The following is a 17,775-nucleotide window of genomic DNA, read 5'->3' on the forward strand; positions in this document are numbered from 1 at the left end:
GCGAAACCACCGTGCCAACCCAGACCACGAACGAGCCCACAGCGCATCCGCTCCTCAACACGAGAACGCGTCCCCTGGCGACCAGCGGCAACGCTTCCGACGCACACATCGGTACGGGGCCGTTTGCGTGTCAGGAGCCGACAAGTCTGGTTGGTCTCCTCCCCCAGTGAGCCTTTCGTGATGCGCCCGGAGCAGATGCCGCCGTCCGGCACCGCGTTCAGGTCCACTGTGGAGGTTCCGGCGGCGATGGTGTCGCGGACGAAGGGACGCTGGAGGAAGGCGCGAAGTTTGTTCATCAGCGGGCCCGTGACCTGGCTGCCGCTGGAGTCGGAGAGTTCGGTGTACCAAGACCAGAAGCCGCGCAGGACCGCGACTCAACGCCAGGGGATCAACCCGAACGACCCCACGCTCGAGGCGTGGTTCCCGTACGTCCGCACCTCGACCGAACCGACCACCGCCGCGAACTACGAGATGTTGGCGCGCGCCTACGTCCTTCCCTGGGTCGGCAAGCGGCCGATCCAGGACTTCCTGCCCTCCGTGGTCGCGGCGCTGCACGAGCACCTGTTGACGCAGGGCCGACGGAAGCGGAACACGAACTGGGAGATGTACCAGCTCTGGCTCGACGCCCGAACCGCCAAGCGCGAGATCCGGCCGCGCGAGATCGCCGACAAGGTGGGCGTCTCCTACGCGGCAGCCCGCAAGGCGGTCCGGCGGTACGAGGTCGGTCGAGTGCCGACCAAGCCGGAACCAGGGCTCGCGGCCAAGAGCGTGCACATCATGCTCAGCTCGGCAATTGAGCACGGCGGTCCGCTGGAAGTACCTCAGCAGCAACCCGACCGATGGGGTGAAGCCGCCCACGGTGCCCCGCCGCTCACACAACACGTGGAGTCCCGAGCAGATGGCGCGGTTCCTCAAGGTCGCCAGCACCGACCGGCTGTTCGGGCTGTGGGTGCTCGACGCCTCGACCGGGATGCGCCGGTCCGAGCTGTGCGGGCTCAAGCGGGCCGCGCTCGACCTCGACGCGGCGGTCGTCCGTATGACCTCGACCCGCGTCGTCGCGGCGGGTGCGGTGAGGGACGGCAGCGGGAAGAGCGCGCGGAGTCGGCGAGCGCTGGCCTTGGACAGGTTCACCGTCCAGGCGCTCCGAACGCACCTCAAGCGGCTCGACTCGGAGAAGGCGAACTGGGGTGACGGCTACCAGGACCACGGGCTCGTCTTCTGCTGGGAGGACGGCCGGCCGATCTACCCCGACACCATCACCGAGCAGTTCAACCGCCTGGTCGACCGGGCTGGACTCCCGCCCATCCGGCTGCATGACCTACGTCACAGCTACGCGACGATCGCACTCCGCTCCGGAGTCCACCCGAAGATCGTGAGCAGCCGACTGGGCCACGCCACGGTCGCCTTCACCCTCGACACCTACTCGGCGGACATCCCCGACCTCGACCAGCAAGCCGCAGAGGACATCGGCGGCCTGTTCCTGCCGCCGGCCGACGAGGAGTCCGCCTGACCTAGAAACACCCGATTTGCTACCACTTTTGCTACGGCGGTGTGGTCGCGACCACTTCAGCGCGCCCGGATAAAGCAAGATCCCCTCTGACCGTGCTGGTCAGAGGGGATCTTTGCGGTGTGGGCGATACAGGGATCGAACCTGTGACCTCTTCGGTGTGAACGAAGCGCTCTCCCGCTGAGCTAATCGCCCGTATTTGGTTTTCCTGCCCCGCTCTCGCGGTGTGTCCATACCCTACAACATCAACCCGGCTAGCTAAAAATCGGGCTGGCCAACCACGGCCAGTCGAGGCCGAACCAGCCTCCGACCAGCGCGAACGCCCCGAGCAGCCAGCAGGTAGCCACGACCACCAGGCCGGTGGCGGCCAGCACCAGGGCCTTCACGGCCAGGTTCTGGCGCTTGAGCCACTCGACCCACGCGTCGTAGTAGCGCTTGGCGAAGCGCAGCACGCGGCCGGCCCACTCGAACTCCGTCGCCAGGATCGCCAGGCCGGCGAAGACGACGAGCCAGCCCGGACCGGGGTACGGGATCATGAGGACGCCGGCGACCAGCACCAAGCCGCCCACCACGCCCACGCCGATGCGGTAGGTCAGGTTCAGGGCCGGGTTGCGGCGGAACCAGTGGCGGTGTTCCGGCTTGGTCTCGTCGTGTTGCTCGGTGGTCACCGACACATCATCGCTCACGACGCCTCCACTTGGCCGGAAGCCAGCTTGTTCGTCGGCTTCGCGGGCGCGGTGCGGCCCGGTTCCAGGGAGATCGCGAACAGCTGGTGCTTGTGCGCCTCCTGGGACCAGGTGAGGCGCTCCAGCCCACCGGACTTGACGTCGAAGGTGGCCAGGGCGACGGGCTCCGGTGTGCTCGCGCCCCACACCACGTAGACCTGGTCCGAAGCGTTGTTCGGCGGTAGGGCGGTTTCGACGACCATCGCGTCGTCGGTGCCGGACAGCAGGACGCCGAGCTTGTCGCCGGACTCCGAGCGCAGCACGGCCCGGTTGGTGTCCGGGTCGGCGGCCATCCGCAGGGCCTGGTCCAGCAGGGCCACGCGTTGCTGCTGCTCAGCGACCTGGTCACCTAGCTGGCCGATGCGCACCCCGCCGAACACCACGGCGGCCACGAGCACGACGGCTGCCGCTGCGGCCAGCAGGCGCGGGGCGGTGTTGCGCTTGCGGTCCAACGGGATCGGGCGCGCCACCACCGGCGTCGCGTGTTCCTGCGGTGTGTGCTCGACGGCGGTCATCAGGCGTGCCTTGAGCCGGGCGGGTGGGTCGTACTGCTGCACGGAACCGCCCAGCGCGGCGGTCACCTCTTCGGTGGACCGCACCGTCTCCTGGCACCGCGCGCAGCCGGGCAGGTGGGCGCGCAGCAGCGCCTCCTCGTCCGGTTCGAGCGAGTGCATCGCCCAACCGACCGCGAGCTCCTCGTGAGGGCACCAGTCGTCCCTCCGCTCCCCGGTCACCGATGTGCTCCCGTCGTCTCGCCGCCGGTTTCGCCGGCCCATGCCGTCCGCAGTGACGTGCGCAACCTCCGGATCGCCGCGAACGTCCGCGACTTGACCGTCCCCAGCGGGATGCCGGTCAGCGCCGCGACTTCTATCTGCGTGTAACCGCCCAGGTACGCCAGGGCGATCACCTGCCGCTGGTCCTCGGGCAGCCGTTGCAGCGCCGCCCGCACCTCCGCGCCGACCACGCCGGTCAACGCCGCGTGGTCCGCGCCCTCCGCCGGCGGCACCGTGCGCTCGGACACCTCGTCGGTCAGCGGCACGTTGCGCCGCCGCCGCGTGTCCTCGCGCCGCACGGCGTCCACCGCGCGGTGGTGGACGACGGTCATCAGCCACGTCCCGAAGCTGCCGCGCGACGCGTCGTAGCCGCTGGGGTTGCGCCACAGCACGAGGAACGCCTCCTGGACGACGTCCTCGGCGAGGTCCGGGTCGACGCACACCCGCCGCGCCAGCGAGTACGCCGGGCGCGCGTAGCGGTCGTAGAGCTCGCCGAACGCACCGCGGTCACCTTCGGACACCCGCTGCACCAGCGCGCTGTCGGAGGGTCGCCCGTCGGGGCCGTGTCCTGGCGCCGGTGCGGGTGAGTCAGCCACCAGAGATGTCCTCACGTCCAACATTCGCGCAACAGCCGGTACCGGGTTCAGGTTAAACCCAGCAAGATGTGGAGCGGCGCAGATGGCACGGACACGCAACGCAGCGACTTGGTCGCCCAACGGAGTCCCATTGGCCCGGATGGGTGATAAACCACCCGATGTCGAGCGTTCCTCGCCACATACACGTCACATCTAGAGAATCCGGTCGTTTCCTTGACGGGGAAGGGAGAAGTGGGTAACGACGATGCGCAACGACCACGTGACGCTCCGCTCAACAGCGGTCTTCGACCTGTTGGCGCCGAGGACACCGGCAGTGCCGGTGCAGGTGGAGCTTCGATATGACACGAAAGATCCGTACGCGGTGGTGGCCGCCTTCCGCACCGGCCGCGCCGGTTGGGTCGAATGGGTGTTCGCCCGCGACCTCCTGGCGGACGGCCTGATCGCGGACGCGGGCGACGGCGACGTCCGGATCCGCCCCGCCGCCGACGACCCGGAGGTCGTCGTGATCGAACTGAGCTCCCCGTCCGGCCACGCCATGTTCGAGGCGTCCGCGCAGGAGCTGGCCGACTTCCTGGACCGCACCTACGACGTGGTCGTGCCCGGCAACGAGCACCTGTGGGTGGACGTGGACGAGGCCCTGACCCACCTGATCTCGAACGACTTGACCTAAAAGCGCAGGTCGCGGGCCTGCCGGGGGCTAAACGACCCCCCGATTTGATCCCGCGTGGGGGGATGTAATAAAGTTCCTCCTGCACCGAGAGAGACCGGAACGGCAAGACCCCAAAAGGGTAAAAGGTCCGGGAAATCACGGAGCATGCGGATGTAGCGCAGTTGGTAGCGCATCACCTTGCCAAGGTGAGGGTCGCGAGTTCGAGTCTCGTCATCCGCTCGGCAGAGGGCCCCTTGGGCTCAGGCCAGTCTTCCTGGTGCTAGCCTTCAGGAATCTTGGCGGAGTGGCCGAGTGGCTTAGGCAAGGGCCTGCAAAGCCCTGTACACGGGTTCGATTCCCGTCTCCGCCTCGGACGATTAGCTCAGCGGGAGAGCACTACCTTGACACGGTAGGGGTCACTGGTTCAATCCCAGTATCGTCCACAACAGAAGTGCAGGTCAGCGGCCCGGTAGGCGATCATCGCCCACCGGGCCGCTGTCGTTTCGACCGCCTCGCCCGTGAGCGACGCTGTGGAGCAGGACGGCTCCAGTCTGCAGCTCCTCAAGTACCCCGCAGCTCAGACACAGCTCGTGGCTTCCGTGTCGGGACGCCCGAGCGCCGTTCTCGACCGTCCATCGACCGTGAGATACGTCTCATGGTCGGTCGTGTCGGTCGTCTCCTCGCGGTGCCGCTGCGGTCTCGGATGCGTCCGAAGGCTGCCAACGTGTGTTCGTCCGAACTGGCGAGGGTGTGCAGGTAGCGCTCCGTGGCATGAAGGCTCGCATGGCCCAGTCGCTCGCGCACCATCTGCTAGCCCCACCGCACACCGGTCTCGACCGCGACCTCCACCATCAGCCGCCACGGCTCCCCCGGCAACGCCTCCAGCACAGCGTCGAGTTCACCCGGCTCCAGCACCCGCAACAGCACCGGCGCCACGACCGGACCCCGCACCGCCGAACGACTCAACCAGCCCCTCTGGGGGATGTCAGCGGTCGATCTTGGCGATCGCGACCTTGAAGCCCATGCTCCTAATGGACTGCGCATGGGTGCGCAGCGCGGCCCGGGTGAAGAAGTACATCGACTTCTTCAACGGCCCTGGCCTGCCGGTGGCAATGGCGTAGACGACCGTCCAGTCCGAGGGCTCGCCGAACTCCGCGGCCGGGTCCAACTCGTGCAGCTTCGCCATCAGCTTGGCCTTGTAGTCGTCGTTCGACACGATCAACTGGGCGGACACCGAGCCCTGCTGGAACAGGTGGCTCATCTTGTCCGAGCCGTCCATCCGCTTGACGCAGATGAGCTTCTTGTCCGGCGTCAACTGGTCGCAGATCTCAACCCGCTCACCGGCGCTCCCCCGGTAGAAGTCCTGGTCGAGCAGGGCGTACCCGCGCTGCCGGCAGCTGTGGCGGTTGTAGCGGTCCTCGCCGTACTTGCCCTCGACGTGCGCGGTCAGGTACTCGTCGTCCCACTCCGGCAGTCCGAGCTCGTCGGTGAGGTCCAGGATGTGGTCGGCCAAGTAGCGGTCCACGAGCTCGGCGTAGGCCCGGTCGACTCGGAACCAGGCGCCCGCCGTCACGGCGTAGTCCTGGCACGTGCCGTCGACCTCCCGGCGAACAAGACCGACGACGTAGCGCCGAAGGTCCTCCTTCGAGCCGATCGGCTGCCCGGCCGCGTCCAGCGGCCGGATCTTCACGCACTGCAACGGGTCCTGCCATCCGTCCAGGGTGTCGATGGCGCTGTAGACGTCTTCGGTGATCAACTGGCTCAGGGGCACCTCGCGCCGGTAACGGGACACCCGGTAGGCGTCGGCGACGACCTCCACCTCGTCGGGCATCGCGAAGCCGACTTCCGGGTCACGCGCGCGCATGCACTCGGCGATGCGCGCGTCCAGTTCCGCGATCCGTTCTTTGTCGGTTTCCCTGCGGAAGTAGTCCAGGAACGGGAAGTGGTCCCGGTACGACATCGACTCGTAGAGGTCCAGCGCCCGGCGCAGCTTCGTCGTCAACTCCGCCAGGGCGAACGTCTCGTCGAAGTCCAGTTGCAGCGAGTCGGCACCCTTCGCACTGCGCGCGAACCCGTCGATGACGACCTGGCCGCCGAACTTCCTGATCCACTCCTCATCGGTCAACAGGCCCAGAGCGAACATCGCGCCGGGCAGCGCGAGCCTGCTCATCGCATTGCGCTTGCCCTTGCCCAGACCGCGGGCCTCGGCCAACGTCAGACTGTTGGCGGCGATGCAGTTGGCGGTGACCTTGAGCCCGAAGTCCGGCTCGACGTCCGCGTGGTCGATGGCGTGGAATCCGGTACCGAAGGTCACGGCGAAGACCCTGCCGTGCGCTTTGACCAACAGCACCGCCCCGGCCGACTTCGACGTCGGAGGGCGCTCCTCCGACGAGGCCACGATCGGACTCAGGTAGTCGAACCACGTCACCTCATGCGCCGGAGTGTCACGCACGAACAGCAGCCACTCCATCGACCCATCCGGCGGCGGGACCAGCGCGCGCGACCGAAAGTGCTCGTAGCCGCGCAAAGTCGCCTGAGCGAGCTCGACCTGGCTCTTCAGCAGGTACAGAGTGATGCGCACGGCGCACCTCCGAGCACGAAACGTCCTCACCGGACGCTACGTGACCTTCGCACAAGCACCGACTACACGATCGAGCGAAGCTACCGAGCCAGCCGGGCGAACGCACGTTCGACGACTTCGCAGAACGGTGGCGGAACTCCGTTCGACGTGCCACCCGAACTAGTCAAGCACCCGATCCTGTGGTTGGCGCTTGAGTCTTCCCGTCAACGGAGTGGCCAGTTCACGACACTCCGTGGCGGCTCTCCACCCTCTCGCTGAATGACGTCGAGAACTACACCGCCCCGCATGCACGGCCGCACGGCCGATGAAGTCACTCGTCGCGGTACCAGTCCTCACCACCAGACGTCAGGGCTCTGTTCAAGTATTCCGCAAGGTCACTGGCGACAACCCTTCTCTCGTCGTCCTCGTGTTGCCACACCAGCACGCCGGGTCGGCCGTCCGAGAGGAACGCGAACTGGTCACCCCCACCGTTGTCACCGAAGAACAGCAGTCCTTCGAAACCCTCATACAGACCGGCAAACTCTGATCGAGTTCGGAAGTCTCGGTTATCGGACAGGATCCGGTCGACCGACCACACGACGTCCACCAGGAACGCTCCCTGGACGCCGTTCGTCTCAGCAAGCAGCGACAGCAGGTCATTCGGCAGAGGCGCATCGAGCTGCTCCGCGACCTCGCCCAACCGCGCCTCCTCCGCAGGTGGGAAGAAGCGTGCGTCGGGAAGCAGTGCGGACATCATCTCGACCCACATCGGCAGTACCCAAGCTCTCTCGTCAGTTACCTGATTCTCGATGCGAACATGTCGCCAAGCTGGTCATCGACGTTGCCCCTCACCGCAGGCCGGATCAACTACCGCACCGTCGGAGCTCCTCTACAGCCAGACATCGGGGTGGCTCGGTGGTTCGACCCCGGTCGACAGCCGAGATCAAATGGCGATTTGGCGGCGACGGGAACCCGGTGGAACCTGTCGCCGTGCGGTGCAACGAGCCGGTACGACCGGCTCTGACCTGCGCGAACTGCCTCGAGCGCAGGCCAGAGCCTCACCGTCGCCTCTTTTTGACACGGTAGGGGTCACTGGTTCAATCCCAGTATCGTCCACAACAGAAGTGCAGGTCAGCGGCCGGTAGGCGATCATCGCCCACCGGCCGCTGCCGTTTCGACCGTGGTCCCCGACCGTGAGGTACGTCTCACGGTCGGGGACCACGGCGGCTCGCGTGGCCCTGTCGTTCGCGCACTGCCTGGAGGGCGGCTCCGCGGCGGATGCTCGTCGGTGTCGACTCATTGCGCCCGGTCTGGGCGGTCCTTGCCGACCGCACGTCGACCCCGCCCGCGCTCCGACTCCGGCCGGCGGGGTTCAGGGGGTCGCGTATCGCGGGCGTCCGGTGGGTTGGAGGGTTTGCGTCGTCACGCCCTTGGTGTCGACGTGGGACTCGACCAGTTCGAACGCGATGTCCGGACCGGTGTGTGGGAAGAGCCGCGTGCCCTGGCCGACGACCACCGGGACCACGAGCAGGGTCAGTTCGTCCACCAGGTCGTTCGCCAGCAGCCAGCGGACCAGGGCGCCGCTGCCGTGGACCTGGAGTTCGCCGCCGGGCTGGGCCTTCAGGTTCTCGATCTGCGCGACGAGGTCGCCGCGGAGGACGGTGGTGTCCTTCCAGCGGGGTGTGGTGAGGGTGGTCGAGGCGACGTACTTCGGGGTGTTGTCCAGGGCCACGCCGATGGGGTGTGCGCGCATCTCCTCGACCGTGCCCCAGGAGCGGGCGAACAGCTCGTAGGTGTGCCGGCCGAACAGGAACGCCTCCGCTCGCTGGTAGGTGTCCGTGATGAGCGCCCTGGTGTCGTCGTCGCCCTTCCCCAGGGCCCATCCGCCGCGGTCGAAACCGTTCCTGGGGTCGTCCGACGTGGCGCCGTTGCCCTGCATCACGCCGTCGAGGGTGACCTGGGTCATGGTCGTCAGCTTCATGGTCGCCGGTCCTTCGCCTTGGCACCGCCCGCGGTGGGCGGTCTCGTCACCACCACGAACGGGATCGCCGCGATCCGACACCTCGGGGTGAAGATTTTTTCCAGGCGGTTCCGATCAGGGGGCGATGGTGCGGGGCCGTCGACAGCGCGGCCGGCGCGCCTACCTCGGCCTCGGTGAACCACGGCCGGTCGGCGTGGCGCAAGACGGCCGCCGCTTCCCAGTAGACGCCGTCGACGACCAGGCGGCGGCTGGGGGACTGCGGCCGGGTGGACGTGCGGCTCGTCCGGTGCTCCCGGGCATGCCGCAGGCGCGGTGCGGGTATCCCTCGGTCGAATGAACGACGATGCCGAAACCGTGGAGCTGAAGCCATGCCTTGGGTTCGCCGACACCGCCGCGCCACGCCGTACAGCTGGTTCCGCGGCACCACCGTCCGCAGCCACTACCGCCGCCCGCCGGGCAGTGTGCCGTGGTTGCCGATCGTGGTCGCCGTGGCCGTGATCCTGCTGATCATCGCGCTCTTCTGACCGGAGTAACCCCCCGTCCGCCGTTTGCGACATCCCGGGTGTGGGCTGCTGCCGCGACGGGAGGGCCGATGGAGGACGAACGCGTCGTGCTGCTGGTGGTCGAGCCGGACCCGGACGTCGACCCGGACAGCGCCGACCGCCTCGCGCGCCGGCTGCGGGCCGAGGTCGCCCAGCTCGACGTCGACACCCGGCTGGCCGTGGACGGACCCGTGCCGGAGGGCGCCAAAGGCGTCGACGCGGCGACCCTGGGCGCGGTCGTGGTGTCCCTGAGTGCGGCCGGTGGGGTGTTCCCGCTGGTCATCGAGACGGTTCGGGACTGGCTCGCCCGCCAGGCCGCGCGGCACCGGGTGTCGGTCACCATCGACGGGGACACCATCGCGCTGGAGCGGGCGTCCGCGGACGAGCGGCGGGTGCTGGTCGACGCCTTCGTGCAGCGGCACTCGGGGTGACGCCGTGGGCCGGCGGGTCGCGCTGCTGATCGCGACCTACGAGTACGAGGACACCGGGCTGCGCCGCCTGACCACCCCCGCGCACGACGCCGAAGCCCTCGCCGAGGTGCTGGCCGACCCGTCGATCGCCGGGTTCGAGGTCACCACCCTGGTCAACGAGCCGCTGCACCGCGTGGGCGCGGCGATCGGCGAGTTCTACCGCGACCGCCGCCGCGACGACCTGACCCTGCTGTACTTCACCGGCCACGGCCTCAAGGACGACGAGGGCCGCCTGTACCTGGCGATGACCAACACCCACCGGGACAACCTGCTGTTCACCGGCCTCCCGGCCGAGCAGGTCGACCAGGCGCTGGAGAACTGCGCGTCCCGCCAGAAGGTCCTGGTGCTGGACTGCTGCTACAGCGGCGCCTTCCCGCCCGGCCGCCTCGCCAAGGCCGACACCACCGTCCACACGCTCGAACGCTTCCAGGGCCGGGGCCGAACGGTGCTCACCGCGTCGGACGCCACCCAGTACTCCTTCGAGGGCGACCGGCCGCACGGGCGCGCCACGCAGTCGGTGTTCACCCGGTACCTGGTCGAGGGTCTGCGGGACGGCAGCGCGGACCTCGACGGCGACGGGGACATCACGGTGGACGAGCTCTACAGCTACGTCCACGACCGGGTGGTCGAGGAGGTGCCGCAGCAACGCCCGAAGAAGCAGGACGACGTGCAGGGTCGCACGGTCATCGCGCGCAACGTCAACTGGACCCTGCCCACCCACCTGGCCAACGCGCTCGCTAGTCCCCTCCCCGCCGACCGCCGCAACGCGCTCGACGGCCTGGCCCACCTCCGCCGGGTCGGCAACGACGTCGTGCGCGCCCGAGCCGAAGAGGAGATCCACCGCCTGACCGAAGACGACAGCCAGGAGGTGTCCACCGCCGCCACCGCCCTCCTCGCCGGCGCCCCGGCTGCCCCTCCCCCTGCCAAGCCGCACCCGCCCCGGCCCGCGCCACCCCGTGCCGGATCCGCGCTCCGCCGCGCCCTCACCTCACGCCGCGCCCTGATCGCACTCGTCGCCGCCGCAGCCCTGGCCGTGACCGCGGTCCTCTGGCTGAACCGCGACCAAAGCCCGTCCAACACCTCGCCGGAGGCCCGCGTCATCGCCGCCACCGCCGAACGACTCCTGCTCAGTCCCGACGCCAAGACCCTCGCCGGCTTCAGCACAGACGCCGGCGAACGCGTCCACCTCTGGGACCTCACCACCGGCCAGGACATCGACACCCTCGACGCCAACACCCCGGTCTTCAGCCCAGACCCCAACACCATCGCCCTGAGCTCGGGACCCGGAACCGCGGTGCTCTGGGATCGAACCACCCACCTCGCCCGCGCGACCCTCCCGGGCAGCAACGCCGGACCAAGGGTCGCGTTCACCCCGGACGGCAAGACCCTCGCCACCGCCGGCACCTGCGCCTGCGACCCGCCGTTCGACAACCCGGTCCACCTCTGGAACACCGAAGACGGACAGGAAAAAGCCGCGCTCACCGGCCACACCAACGGCGTCCAGGACCTGTCCTTCAGCCGCGACGGCCGCCTGTTGCTCACCGCCGCGGTCGACCGCACGACCCGCGTGTGGGACGTCGCCACCGGCAAGAACACCGCCACCCTCGACGCCGGCTACACCGCCCGGTTCAGCCCCGACAGCACGCTCATCGCCGCAAGCAGCCACTTCACCGAGAAGATCAGCCTGTGGGACACCACCGGCCGCCGCATCCGCCAACTCGACACCACCGGCGAACCGGTCTCGTTCAGCACCGACGGCAAGACCCTTGTCACCACCGGCTTCGACCGGAAAGCGGTGCAGTTGTGGGAAGTCGCGACCGGCAAGCTCGTCGGCACGACCACCCCGGACGGCCCGTGGGCGGTCAGCCCCGACCACCGGACGGTCGCGGTCGGCGCGCCCGACCACTCGGTCCTCCTGGTCGACGCCAGGACCACCGCCACCCAGCGCACGCTGACCGGCCACACCGCCCGCGTCACCGACCTGACCTACAGCGCGGACGGCCGGACCCTGGTGTCGGCCGCCGGTGACGGGACGATTCGCGTGTGGACGGTGAGCTGAGGGCACACACGAAAGACGCTCGCGATGTTCTCGGGCCGAAAACATCGCGAGCGTCCAACGGAAACAGCATTAGGGGTAGGAGTTCACGTACACCGGCACGCCGACCTTGGTCGTGTCGGCAGCCTCGCCCACGCCGTTGACGACGTGGTCGATCGTGCCCGCGCTGAGGTTCACGGTCATGATGTGGTGCAGCCGCACGCCGGGCGTGGACGGCACCTCGAAGCCGTTCTCCGTGTGGATGGACGGGTTGTTCTGGTTGAAGACGTAGACACCGCCGCCGTGCAGGGTGTGGTTGCGGACGCGGTCGGCGACCTTGTAGGCGGCGTAGCCCTCGACGTCGCCGTTCATCCAGTCGGCCTGCGTGGGCGGGTCGTAGGGCAGTTCGTTCTGGTACAGCACGGTGGTGCCGTGCTCGCCGTTCCAGACCGTGTTGTGCCGCTGGAAGTGCTCGACGAACAGGCCGGTCGCGGTCACGTGGTCGCCGTTGACGACGACGCCGGTGCGGCCGGTGTTGGTGTTCCAGCGCTGGGTGTCGGTGAAGCCCTCGACGCCGTGGTCGCCGCGCCACACCCACGTGTGGTCGATGAGGACGTTGTCGCTGTTGACCTCCAGCGCCGTGTCGGTCTTGCCGACGTGCGGGCCGCCGACGCGGAAGTACACATCGGACAGCGTGGTCGGGTTGCCCGGCACGCTCCAGCCCCGGTTGTTCTTGCTGCCCACGCGCAGCAGCACCGGCGACTCCTCGGTGCCCGCGTCGACGGTGACGCCCGCGACGACCACGCCCGGCACGTCGGCGACGTCGAGCGGGATCGCGCCGCCGACCGCGGTCAGCGTGGCGTGGCCGAGGCCGAGCACGACCGTGCCGGGGCGCTTGACCTCGATGCTGCGCGCGATGTCGTACACGCCGGGGGTGAGCAGGAGGTGCTTGCCGCGGGCCAGTTGGCGGTTGATCTCGCGGACGGAGTCGGTGGGCTTGGCGACGAAGAAGTCGGTCAGCGGGACCGTCCGGCCGGGGGTGGGGCCGTCTGCCCACGAGGTGCCGCGGCTGTCGCGGCGGGCCTGCGGGACGCGGACCTGGTAGCCCTCGTCGTCGACGAACAAGTACGGCTTCTCGCGGCTGATGGGCGTGCGGTCGAGGGTCGTGTAAGGCGGGTTCGGGAAGGCCGAGTCGTCCGGTGCGCCGACCACGCCGGAGAAGACCTGGTTCCACACGCCGTTGGACCAGCCTGCCACCTCGCTGTTGCGGGTCAACCACTGCTGCTGCGAGCCGTTGACGACCTGCGGCAGCTTCGAATCGGCGATGAACCCGCCGCTGGCGTACTGGGGGCCGGCGGTGCAGTAGTCCATCAGGGAGAACGTGCCGCCGGTGACGTTGAGGCGCCGGACCGAGACCGCCTGCGACACGGCCCAGAAGTTCGCCGACGACCGGCAGCCGTCCTGGCCCTTGGCGTTCACGTTGACGGTGAGGTTGGACAGGGTGCGCCAGAAGTTGACCAGGGCGAGGCAGTTGCCGGTGCCGCCCTCGGCCAGGCAGCGGTTGTAGACCTCGACCTTGCCGTTGATGACGACGTCGGTGGGCGACGCGCCCAGGCCCGCGATCTCGGTGTAGTAGCCGACCTTGATCTGCAGCGGCTGGTCGGCGGTGCCGTAGGTGCCCGGCTTGAACAGGAACGCGTGCCGGCGGGTGCCCATCTCGTCGTCCACGCGGGCGGCGTGGGTGGCGTCGAGCGCGGCCTGGATCTCGGCGACCGGGGTGGTCGGGTCGAACACGCGGACGTCGGCGCCGAGGTCCTGGGCGCGCGGCGGGTCGGCGGTGGCGGCGCCGGGCGCGGCCAGGGCCGCGGCGAGCACGGCCAGGACGAGGGCCGGCGCTTGTCTTCGGGCGCGTCGCGGGGTGGAGCGCATGATCGTCATCGACCTGCCTAAGCCGGGGAACGGGGCGGAGACCACCGGTGAGAGAGCGCTCTCACGAGCGGGTGCGCCATTTCTACCCGGTGGGGTCGCGTTTTCCAAGGGTGCGCTTGCGTCCCGGTACTTCTCTGGCGTACCGGGACGGCGGAGGACCCGTGCGCCCCCGACGGTCGCACGGGTCCTCGTCCTGCTCGGGTCAGCGGGTGGGCTTGACGCCGATCCGGTCCACCACACCGGTTTCCACGGCGGTGAACTCCAGGACCGTGCCCGCCTTGAACCGGTCCACATCGGACGTCGTCACCTGGCGCTCGCCGATGAACTGGCCCGTCTCCGGGTCGATGATGATGTCCTGCCGGGTGTCGCCGTCGTCGATGCCCAGCGCGGTGCCCAGCCGGCCGCCCAGGTTGGCCTGCTTCTCGGTCACCTGGAGACCCGGCACCTTGGCCAGCGCCTTGTAGATGTTGGCGCGCACGTCGCTGCGGATCAGGCCGCTGCGCAACGCGTCCGCCGCGTAGACCAGGAGTTCGGCCTCGCCCCGGGAGTTGTCGGGAGCGTCCTTCCGGAGGCGCTGGAACAGGGCGTCCGGGTCGGTGGGCAGGCCCGCCTGCCACTCGGCGGTGGGGTGCTGCCAGCTGCCCTCGTCCGCGCACTCCTTGCCCGGTTCGGCGAAGAAGCCGCCGCACTTCGCGCGCCACTCCCCCTCCGGCCAGCCGCCCTCGGTCTCGACGCCGGCGGCCTTGGCCTCCTGTTCCGTGCCGACGACCCACTGCTGGTTGCCGGTGACGTCGCGGCGCAGCAGCCACTCGCCCTGCTCGTCGGCCGGCGCCCAGGTCTCCAGGAGGTTCTCGGCCAGGCGGGCGAAGTCGCGGCCGTCGCCCGCGCTGGAGGCCATCCACCAGGCGTGCGTGGCGACGTACCGGTACTGGCCGGGCCCGACCGGCTCGTCCGCCGCGCCGATCGCCTGCGCCGCCGCGCGGTCCAGGGTCGCCGCGGCCTCGGCGGTGGCAGGAGCCGGTCCGCGACCGAACGACACGGTCTGCACGACCAGTCCGGCCGCCACCAGCACGGCCACGGCCGCCGCACCGAACACCCAGCGCCGCTTCGAGCGCACGGGGCGCGACTCGCCCACGCCGGCCGTCGCGGGCTCGGCTTGGCCGGTTGGTGCGTCCGGCTTCCCCAGATCAGTGGTCACGTCGGTCTCCCCCTGTTCGGTGATGTGCATGAGCGCGGCCCGGGCTTGGGCCAGCACCCGCTCGTCGCTGTCGGCGTCGGCGTTGAGGGCGTCGAGCGCGGCGTCCAGCTCGGCCTCGGTCCAGATGCGGTGGATGTTGTCGTCACTCATCGCCGGTCCTCGCGTCGGTCTCGGGTGCGTGGGCGCGCAGGCGGCGCCGCACGCGGTGCAGCCGGGAGCGGACGGTCCCGACCGGGATGCCGAGGGCCTCGGCGACCTCGTTCGAGTCCAGCCCGGCCCAGCTGGTCAGCAGGAGGACGTCCCGGTCGCCCGCGTCCAGCTCGGCCAGCGCGCCGGCCAGCAGCCGGGTCCGCGCGGCGGCGTCGACCTGCTCGGCCACCCGGCCGCCGTGGTCCTCGCCGCCCGCGGTGGAGCCGGCCGCGCGGGCGGCGGCGGCCAGGCCGCGCACCTCCTGGCGCACGTGGCGGCGCAGCAGGTTGGTCGCGATGCCGTAGAGCCACGAGCGGGCCGTGCCGCGTTGCGGGTCGTAGCCCGTGCGGGTCTGGTAGGCGACCAGGAACGTCTCGCCGACCAGGTCGTCGGCCAGGTCGCCCACGCGGCGGGCCAGGTAGCGGTGCAGCGGACGGGCGTGCCGGTCGAACAGCTGCCCGAAGACCCGGCTCGGCGTCGGCCCGGACAGGTCCGGCCGGTCGTCCGCGTCGGACGCCGCGCCCGCCGTCGTGTGTTGGGTCATCGTCCTCACACCTGGTGTTGCCCGTAGGCGCCCGCCGCGTTCACGCCCGACCTTCACACGATCGCGTGGCCGCCGCCGAGTCGGCGACGGCCACGCGGGTGCGGACGGGTCAGGCGACGGCCGGCTTGAGCACCTCCTCGCACCACTGGCGGAAGGTGGTGGGCGTGGTGGACTCCGGCGTGCGGGGCGCGGCGCTGTCCAGGCCGTTGTCCTTGGCGCGCATCATGTCGACCATGCCCCGGGCGAACGACTCGGACATGCCGACCTCGACCATCCGCGCCTCGAACGCCTCCTCCGGCACCTGCTGGTAACGCACCGGCCGGCCCAACACCTCGGTCATGACGGCGGCGAGGTCGTTCTGGGACAGGTCCTCCGGTCCGAGCACGGGCACCTCCCCACGCCCGTGCCACGAGTCGTCCAGCAGGAGGCGCAGGGCGACGTCGGCGATGTCCCGGGTGGCGCACAGGGGCAGCTTGCGGTCACCGGACAGCATGTCGAAGAACACGCCGTGGTCCCGGATGGTCTCCGCCTGCCGCAGCACGTTGTCCATGAACGACGGCATGGTCAGCGCCCGGTAGTGCACGCCGGTGTCGGCGATCTGGTCGTCCATCGCCAGCGACGCGGTCACCAGCCCCGCCTCGCCGGCCACCGCCGTCCCGCGTCCCAGCGCCGAGACGCCGACGACCCGGCGGACGCCCTGCTCGGTGAACGCCCGGCACGCCGCCTCGGTGAACTCGGTGTAGGCGGTGCGGAAGTCGGTGGTCCGGCGGTCCGGCGTGGGCACCCAGTACACGGTGTCCGCGCCGGCGAAGGCCTTGGTCACGACGTCGGGGTCGGCGTGCGAGCCCGGGACGACCTCCACCCGCTCGCGGACGTCGTCGGGCAGGTGGGACGGGTCGCGGGCGACGACGCGGACGGGTGCGCCCCGGTCGAGCAGGCCGCGGACGACCCTGCGGCCGGTGTTGCCCGTCGGTGTGGTCACGACGATCATGCGGATTCTCTCCAGTGCGTTTCGTTGGGGCACAACGACATCGAGTCAACCGGCGGGTGCCGCGAACCTGAAGGACCGATCCGGTCCGTGTTGATACCGTGCGGGTATGGACGACCTGGAGGTCCGGCAGCTGCGCTACTTCGTCGCCGTCGCCGAGGAGTTGCACTTCGGGCGGGCCGCGCGGCGGTTGGGCATGGCGCAGCCGCCGCTGTCGCGAGCGATCCGGGACCTGGAGCGCACCCTGGGTGTGCGGCTGCTCGACCGCACCACCCACCACGTCGCCCTCACCGCCGCCGGCGAGGTGCTGCTGCGCGAGGGCCGGGCCGCGCTGGAGGCCGTCACCGCCGCCGCCCGCCGGACCCGCCACGCGGGCCGCCCCGCACCGGCGCTGCGGCTGGCGCTCAAAGCCGACTTCGACGGCGGGCTGCTGCCCAGGATGATCACCGAGTACCAACGGGGGCAAGGCCTTCCGCCGGTCGAGTTGGTGCTGGGCGGACGCGGTGACCAGGTCGTGGCGCTGCGGGACGGGCGGGCCGACGTCGCCCTGCTGCCCGGCCCGTTCGACGGCGCGGACCTGGACGCCGAACCGCTGCTCACCGAGACCCGCGTGGTCGCGCTGGCGGCCGGCGACCCGCTGGCGGGCCGGCCGGAACTGCGCCTGGCCGACCTCGCCGGCCGCACGCTGCCCGACGGCACCCCCGCCGAGGAGGACGGCGCCGGCCCGCCCGCGCGGGGTGGTCCCCGGGCCCGGAACCTGGCGGAGATCTTCAACATGGTCGAGGTGGGCGGGATGGTGTGGTTCCCGCCCACGTCCCTGGCCCAGCGCCACCCGCGACCCGGCGTCGCGTACCGGCCGGTCGTGGACCTGCCGCTGTTCACGCTGTCCGTGGCGTGGCCCCGGAACTCCCGCTCGCAGGCCGTCGCGGCGTTCGTGCGCGCCGCCACCGAGGTGGCGGCCAGCGCTATGGTGTAGCTCTCACTGGATCGTTACAGAGCCTTCGTCCGTTTGGCTTCTCACCCGGTTGGGGTACTTCGACGCCAGCGTCAAGCAGTCGGCGCCGGCGGTTCGGGCAGAAGAGGGCGGTT

17 protein-coding genes and 4 tRNA genes are annotated in these 17,775 nt (G+C 70.0%); 9 read left to right on the plus strand and 12 right to left on the minus strand.

What is annotated here, in order from left to right:
* Positions 1-793: 793 nt before the first annotated feature.
* On the plus strand, positions 794-1,510 hold the full coding sequence (locus DFJ66_RS08480) for a tyrosine-type recombinase/integrase (protein ID WP_147459195.1): 717 nt from the start codon (positions 794-796) through the stop codon (positions 1,508-1,510).
* A gap of 120 nt (positions 1,511-1,630) precedes the next feature.
* Here DFJ66_RS08480 and DFJ66_RS08485 read toward each other — a convergent pair.
* From DFJ66_RS08485 to DFJ66_RS08500, 4 genes are all read right to left on the minus strand, one after another.
* Positions 1,631-1,702, minus strand: a tRNA-Val gene (locus DFJ66_RS08485).
* A 59-nt stretch (positions 1,703-1,761) separates the two neighbouring features.
* Positions 1,762-2,193, minus strand: a complete 432-nt coding sequence (locus tag DFJ66_RS08490) for a TIGR02611 family protein (protein ID WP_121219593.1) — start codon at positions 2,191-2,193, stop codon at positions 1,762-1,764.
* The gene (locus tag DFJ66_RS08495) at positions 2,190-3,008 is read right to left on the minus strand and encodes an anti-sigma factor (protein ID WP_121219595.1); all 819 of its coding nucleotides are present in this window, start codon (positions 3,006-3,008) and stop codon (positions 2,190-2,192) included. Before DFJ66_RS08495 ends, DFJ66_RS08490 begins: the two co-directional genes overlap by 4 nt.
* The gene (locus DFJ66_RS08500; protein ID WP_121219597.1) at positions 2,963-3,625 is read right to left on the minus strand and encodes an RNA polymerase sigma factor; all 663 of its coding nucleotides are present in this window, start codon (positions 3,623-3,625) and stop codon (positions 2,963-2,965) included. Before DFJ66_RS08500 ends, DFJ66_RS08495 begins: the two co-directional genes overlap by 46 nt.
* A 220-nt stretch (positions 3,626-3,845) precedes the next feature.
* Here DFJ66_RS08500 and DFJ66_RS08505 point away from each other — a divergent pair, with 220 nt between their 5' ends.
* The 4 genes from DFJ66_RS08505 (at position 3,846) to DFJ66_RS08520 (ending at position 4,693) form a co-directional block, all read left to right on the plus strand.
* Positions 3,846-4,271 (plus strand): SsgA family sporulation/cell division regulator, encoded by a 426-nt coding sequence (locus tag DFJ66_RS08505; protein ID WP_073893954.1) that lies wholly within the window; start codon positions 3,846-3,848, stop codon positions 4,269-4,271.
* 146 nt (positions 4,272-4,417) lie between these two features.
* Positions 4,418-4,490, plus strand: a tRNA-Gly gene (locus DFJ66_RS08510).
* A 58-nt stretch (positions 4,491-4,548) separates the two neighbouring features.
* A tRNA-Cys gene (locus DFJ66_RS08515) sits at positions 4,549-4,620 on the plus strand.
* A 1-nt stretch (position 4,621) separates the two neighbouring features.
* A tRNA-Val gene (locus DFJ66_RS08520) sits at positions 4,622-4,693 on the plus strand.
* Between the two features lie 367 nt (positions 4,694-5,060).
* Here the strand turns inward: DFJ66_RS08520 and DFJ66_RS44930 are convergent.
* From DFJ66_RS44930 to DFJ66_RS08535, 4 genes are all read right to left on the minus strand, one after another.
* Positions 5,061-5,186 (minus strand): hypothetical protein, encoded by a 126-nt coding sequence (locus tag DFJ66_RS44930; RefSeq protein ID WP_281276604.1) that lies wholly within the window; start codon positions 5,184-5,186, stop codon positions 5,061-5,063.
* Positions 5,187-5,235: 49 nt separating this feature from the next.
* The gene (locus DFJ66_RS08525; RefSeq protein ID WP_170199213.1) at positions 5,236-6,831 is read right to left on the minus strand and encodes a DUF6119 family protein; all 1,596 of its coding nucleotides are present in this window, start codon (positions 6,829-6,831) and stop codon (positions 5,236-5,238) included.
* 310 nt (positions 6,832-7,141) lie between these two features.
* Complete coding sequence (locus tag DFJ66_RS08530; RefSeq protein WP_121219601.1) at positions 7,142-7,579, minus strand: SMI1/KNR4 family protein; 438 nt, start codon at positions 7,577-7,579, stop codon at positions 7,142-7,144.
* 603 nt (positions 7,580-8,182) lie between these two features.
* Positions 8,183-8,791, minus strand: coding sequence for a dihydrofolate reductase family protein (locus DFJ66_RS08535; protein ID WP_121219604.1), 609 nt, complete (start codon positions 8,789-8,791; stop codon positions 8,183-8,185).
* A 368-nt stretch (positions 8,792-9,159) separates the two neighbouring features.
* On the opposite strand from DFJ66_RS08535, the gene DFJ66_RS42550 reads away from it, so the two are divergent.
* The 3 genes from DFJ66_RS42550 (at position 9,160) to DFJ66_RS08545 (ending at position 11,862) form a co-directional block, all read left to right on the plus strand.
* Positions 9,160-9,315 carry a hypothetical protein gene (locus tag DFJ66_RS42550; RefSeq protein ID WP_170199215.1) on the plus strand — a complete coding sequence of 52 codons (156 nt, stop codon included), beginning with the start codon at positions 9,160-9,162 and terminating at the stop codon, positions 9,313-9,315.
* 68 nt (positions 9,316-9,383) lie between these two features.
* Complete coding sequence (locus DFJ66_RS08540; RefSeq protein WP_121219606.1) at positions 9,384-9,764, plus strand: effector-associated constant component EACC1; 381 nt, start codon at positions 9,384-9,386, stop codon at positions 9,762-9,764.
* 4 nt (positions 9,765-9,768) lie between these two features.
* Positions 9,769-11,862 (plus strand): caspase, EACC1-associated type, encoded by a 2,094-nt coding sequence (locus DFJ66_RS08545; protein ID WP_121219608.1) that lies wholly within the window; start codon positions 9,769-9,771, stop codon positions 11,860-11,862.
* Positions 11,863-11,931: 69 nt separating this feature from the next.
* On the opposite strand, the gene DFJ66_RS08550 is transcribed toward DFJ66_RS08545, so the two are convergent.
* From DFJ66_RS08550 to DFJ66_RS08565, 4 genes are all read right to left on the minus strand, one after another.
* Entirely contained in the window at positions 11,932-13,776 is a 1,845-nt protein-coding gene (locus DFJ66_RS08550; RefSeq protein ID WP_246029637.1) for a hypothetical protein, read from the minus strand.
* A 193-nt stretch (positions 13,777-13,969) separates the two neighbouring features.
* On the minus strand, positions 13,970-15,115 hold the full coding sequence (locus DFJ66_RS08555) for a CU044_5270 family protein (RefSeq protein ID WP_121219610.1): 1,146 nt from the start codon (positions 15,113-15,115) through the stop codon (positions 13,970-13,972).
* Positions 15,108-15,698, minus strand: a complete 591-nt coding sequence (locus tag DFJ66_RS08560; RefSeq protein ID WP_121219612.1) for an RNA polymerase sigma factor — start codon at positions 15,696-15,698, stop codon at positions 15,108-15,110. Before DFJ66_RS08560 ends, DFJ66_RS08555 begins: the two co-directional genes overlap by 8 nt.
* Before the next feature lie 109 nt (positions 15,699-15,807).
* A complete protein-coding gene (locus DFJ66_RS08565; RefSeq protein WP_121219614.1) occupies positions 15,808-16,689 on the minus strand; it encodes an NAD(P)H-binding protein in 882 nt (293 codons plus the stop codon).
* A gap of 106 nt (positions 16,690-16,795) precedes the next feature.
* Between DFJ66_RS08565 and DFJ66_RS08570 the strand changes: the two genes are divergently transcribed.
* Positions 16,796-17,662: a LysR family transcriptional regulator gene (locus DFJ66_RS08570; protein WP_121219616.1), complete on the plus strand. Its 867-nt coding sequence runs from the start codon at positions 16,796-16,798 to the stop codon at positions 17,660-17,662.
* Positions 17,663-17,775: the final 113 nt, after the last annotated feature.

Origin of the sequence: Saccharothrix variisporea, from assembly GCF_003634995.1 — a bacterium.
Lineage (GTDB): Bacteria > Actinomycetota > Actinomycetes > Mycobacteriales > Pseudonocardiaceae > Actinosynnema > Actinosynnema variisporeum.

Excerpts from the sequence above, each read along its gene's own strand:
- DFJ66_RS08500 (WP_121219597.1), bottom strand. The coding sequence starts at position 3,625 with ATGTTGGACGTGAGGACATCTCTGGTGGCTGACTCACCCGCACCGGCG.
- DFJ66_RS08560 (WP_121219612.1), bottom strand. The coding sequence starts at position 15,698 with ATGACCCAACACACGACGGCGGGCGCGGCGTCCGACGCGGACGACCGG.
- DFJ66_RS08535 (WP_121219604.1), bottom strand. The coding sequence starts at position 8,791 with ATGAAGCTGACGACCATGACCCAGGTCACCCTCGACGGCGTGATGCAG.
- DFJ66_RS08550 (WP_246029637.1), bottom strand. The coding sequence starts at position 13,776 with ATGACGATCATGCGCTCCACCCCGCGACGCGCCCGAAGACAAGCGCCG.
- DFJ66_RS08565 (WP_121219614.1), bottom strand. The coding sequence starts at position 16,689 with ATGATCGTCGTGACCACACCGACGGGCAACACCGGCCGCAGGGTCGTC.
- DFJ66_RS42550 (WP_170199215.1), top strand. The coding sequence starts at position 9,160 with ATGCCTTGGGTTCGCCGACACCGCCGCGCCACGCCGTACAGCTGGTTC.
- DFJ66_RS08505 (WP_073893954.1), top strand. The coding sequence starts at position 3,846 with ATGCGCAACGACCACGTGACGCTCCGCTCAACAGCGGTCTTCGACCTG.
- DFJ66_RS08555 (WP_121219610.1), bottom strand. The coding sequence starts at position 15,115 with ATGAGTGACGACAACATCCACCGCATCTGGACCGAGGCCGAGCTGGAC.
- DFJ66_RS08570 (WP_121219616.1), top strand. The coding sequence starts at position 16,796 with ATGGACGACCTGGAGGTCCGGCAGCTGCGCTACTTCGTCGCCGTCGCC.
- DFJ66_RS08540 (WP_121219606.1), top strand. The coding sequence starts at position 9,384 with ATGGAGGACGAACGCGTCGTGCTGCTGGTGGTCGAGCCGGACCCGGAC.
- DFJ66_RS08530 (WP_121219601.1), bottom strand. The coding sequence starts at position 7,579 with ATGTGGGTCGAGATGATGTCCGCACTGCTTCCCGACGCACGCTTCTTC.
- DFJ66_RS08495 (WP_121219595.1), bottom strand. The coding sequence starts at position 3,008 with ATGGGCCGGCGAAACCGGCGGCGAGACGACGGGAGCACATCGGTGACC.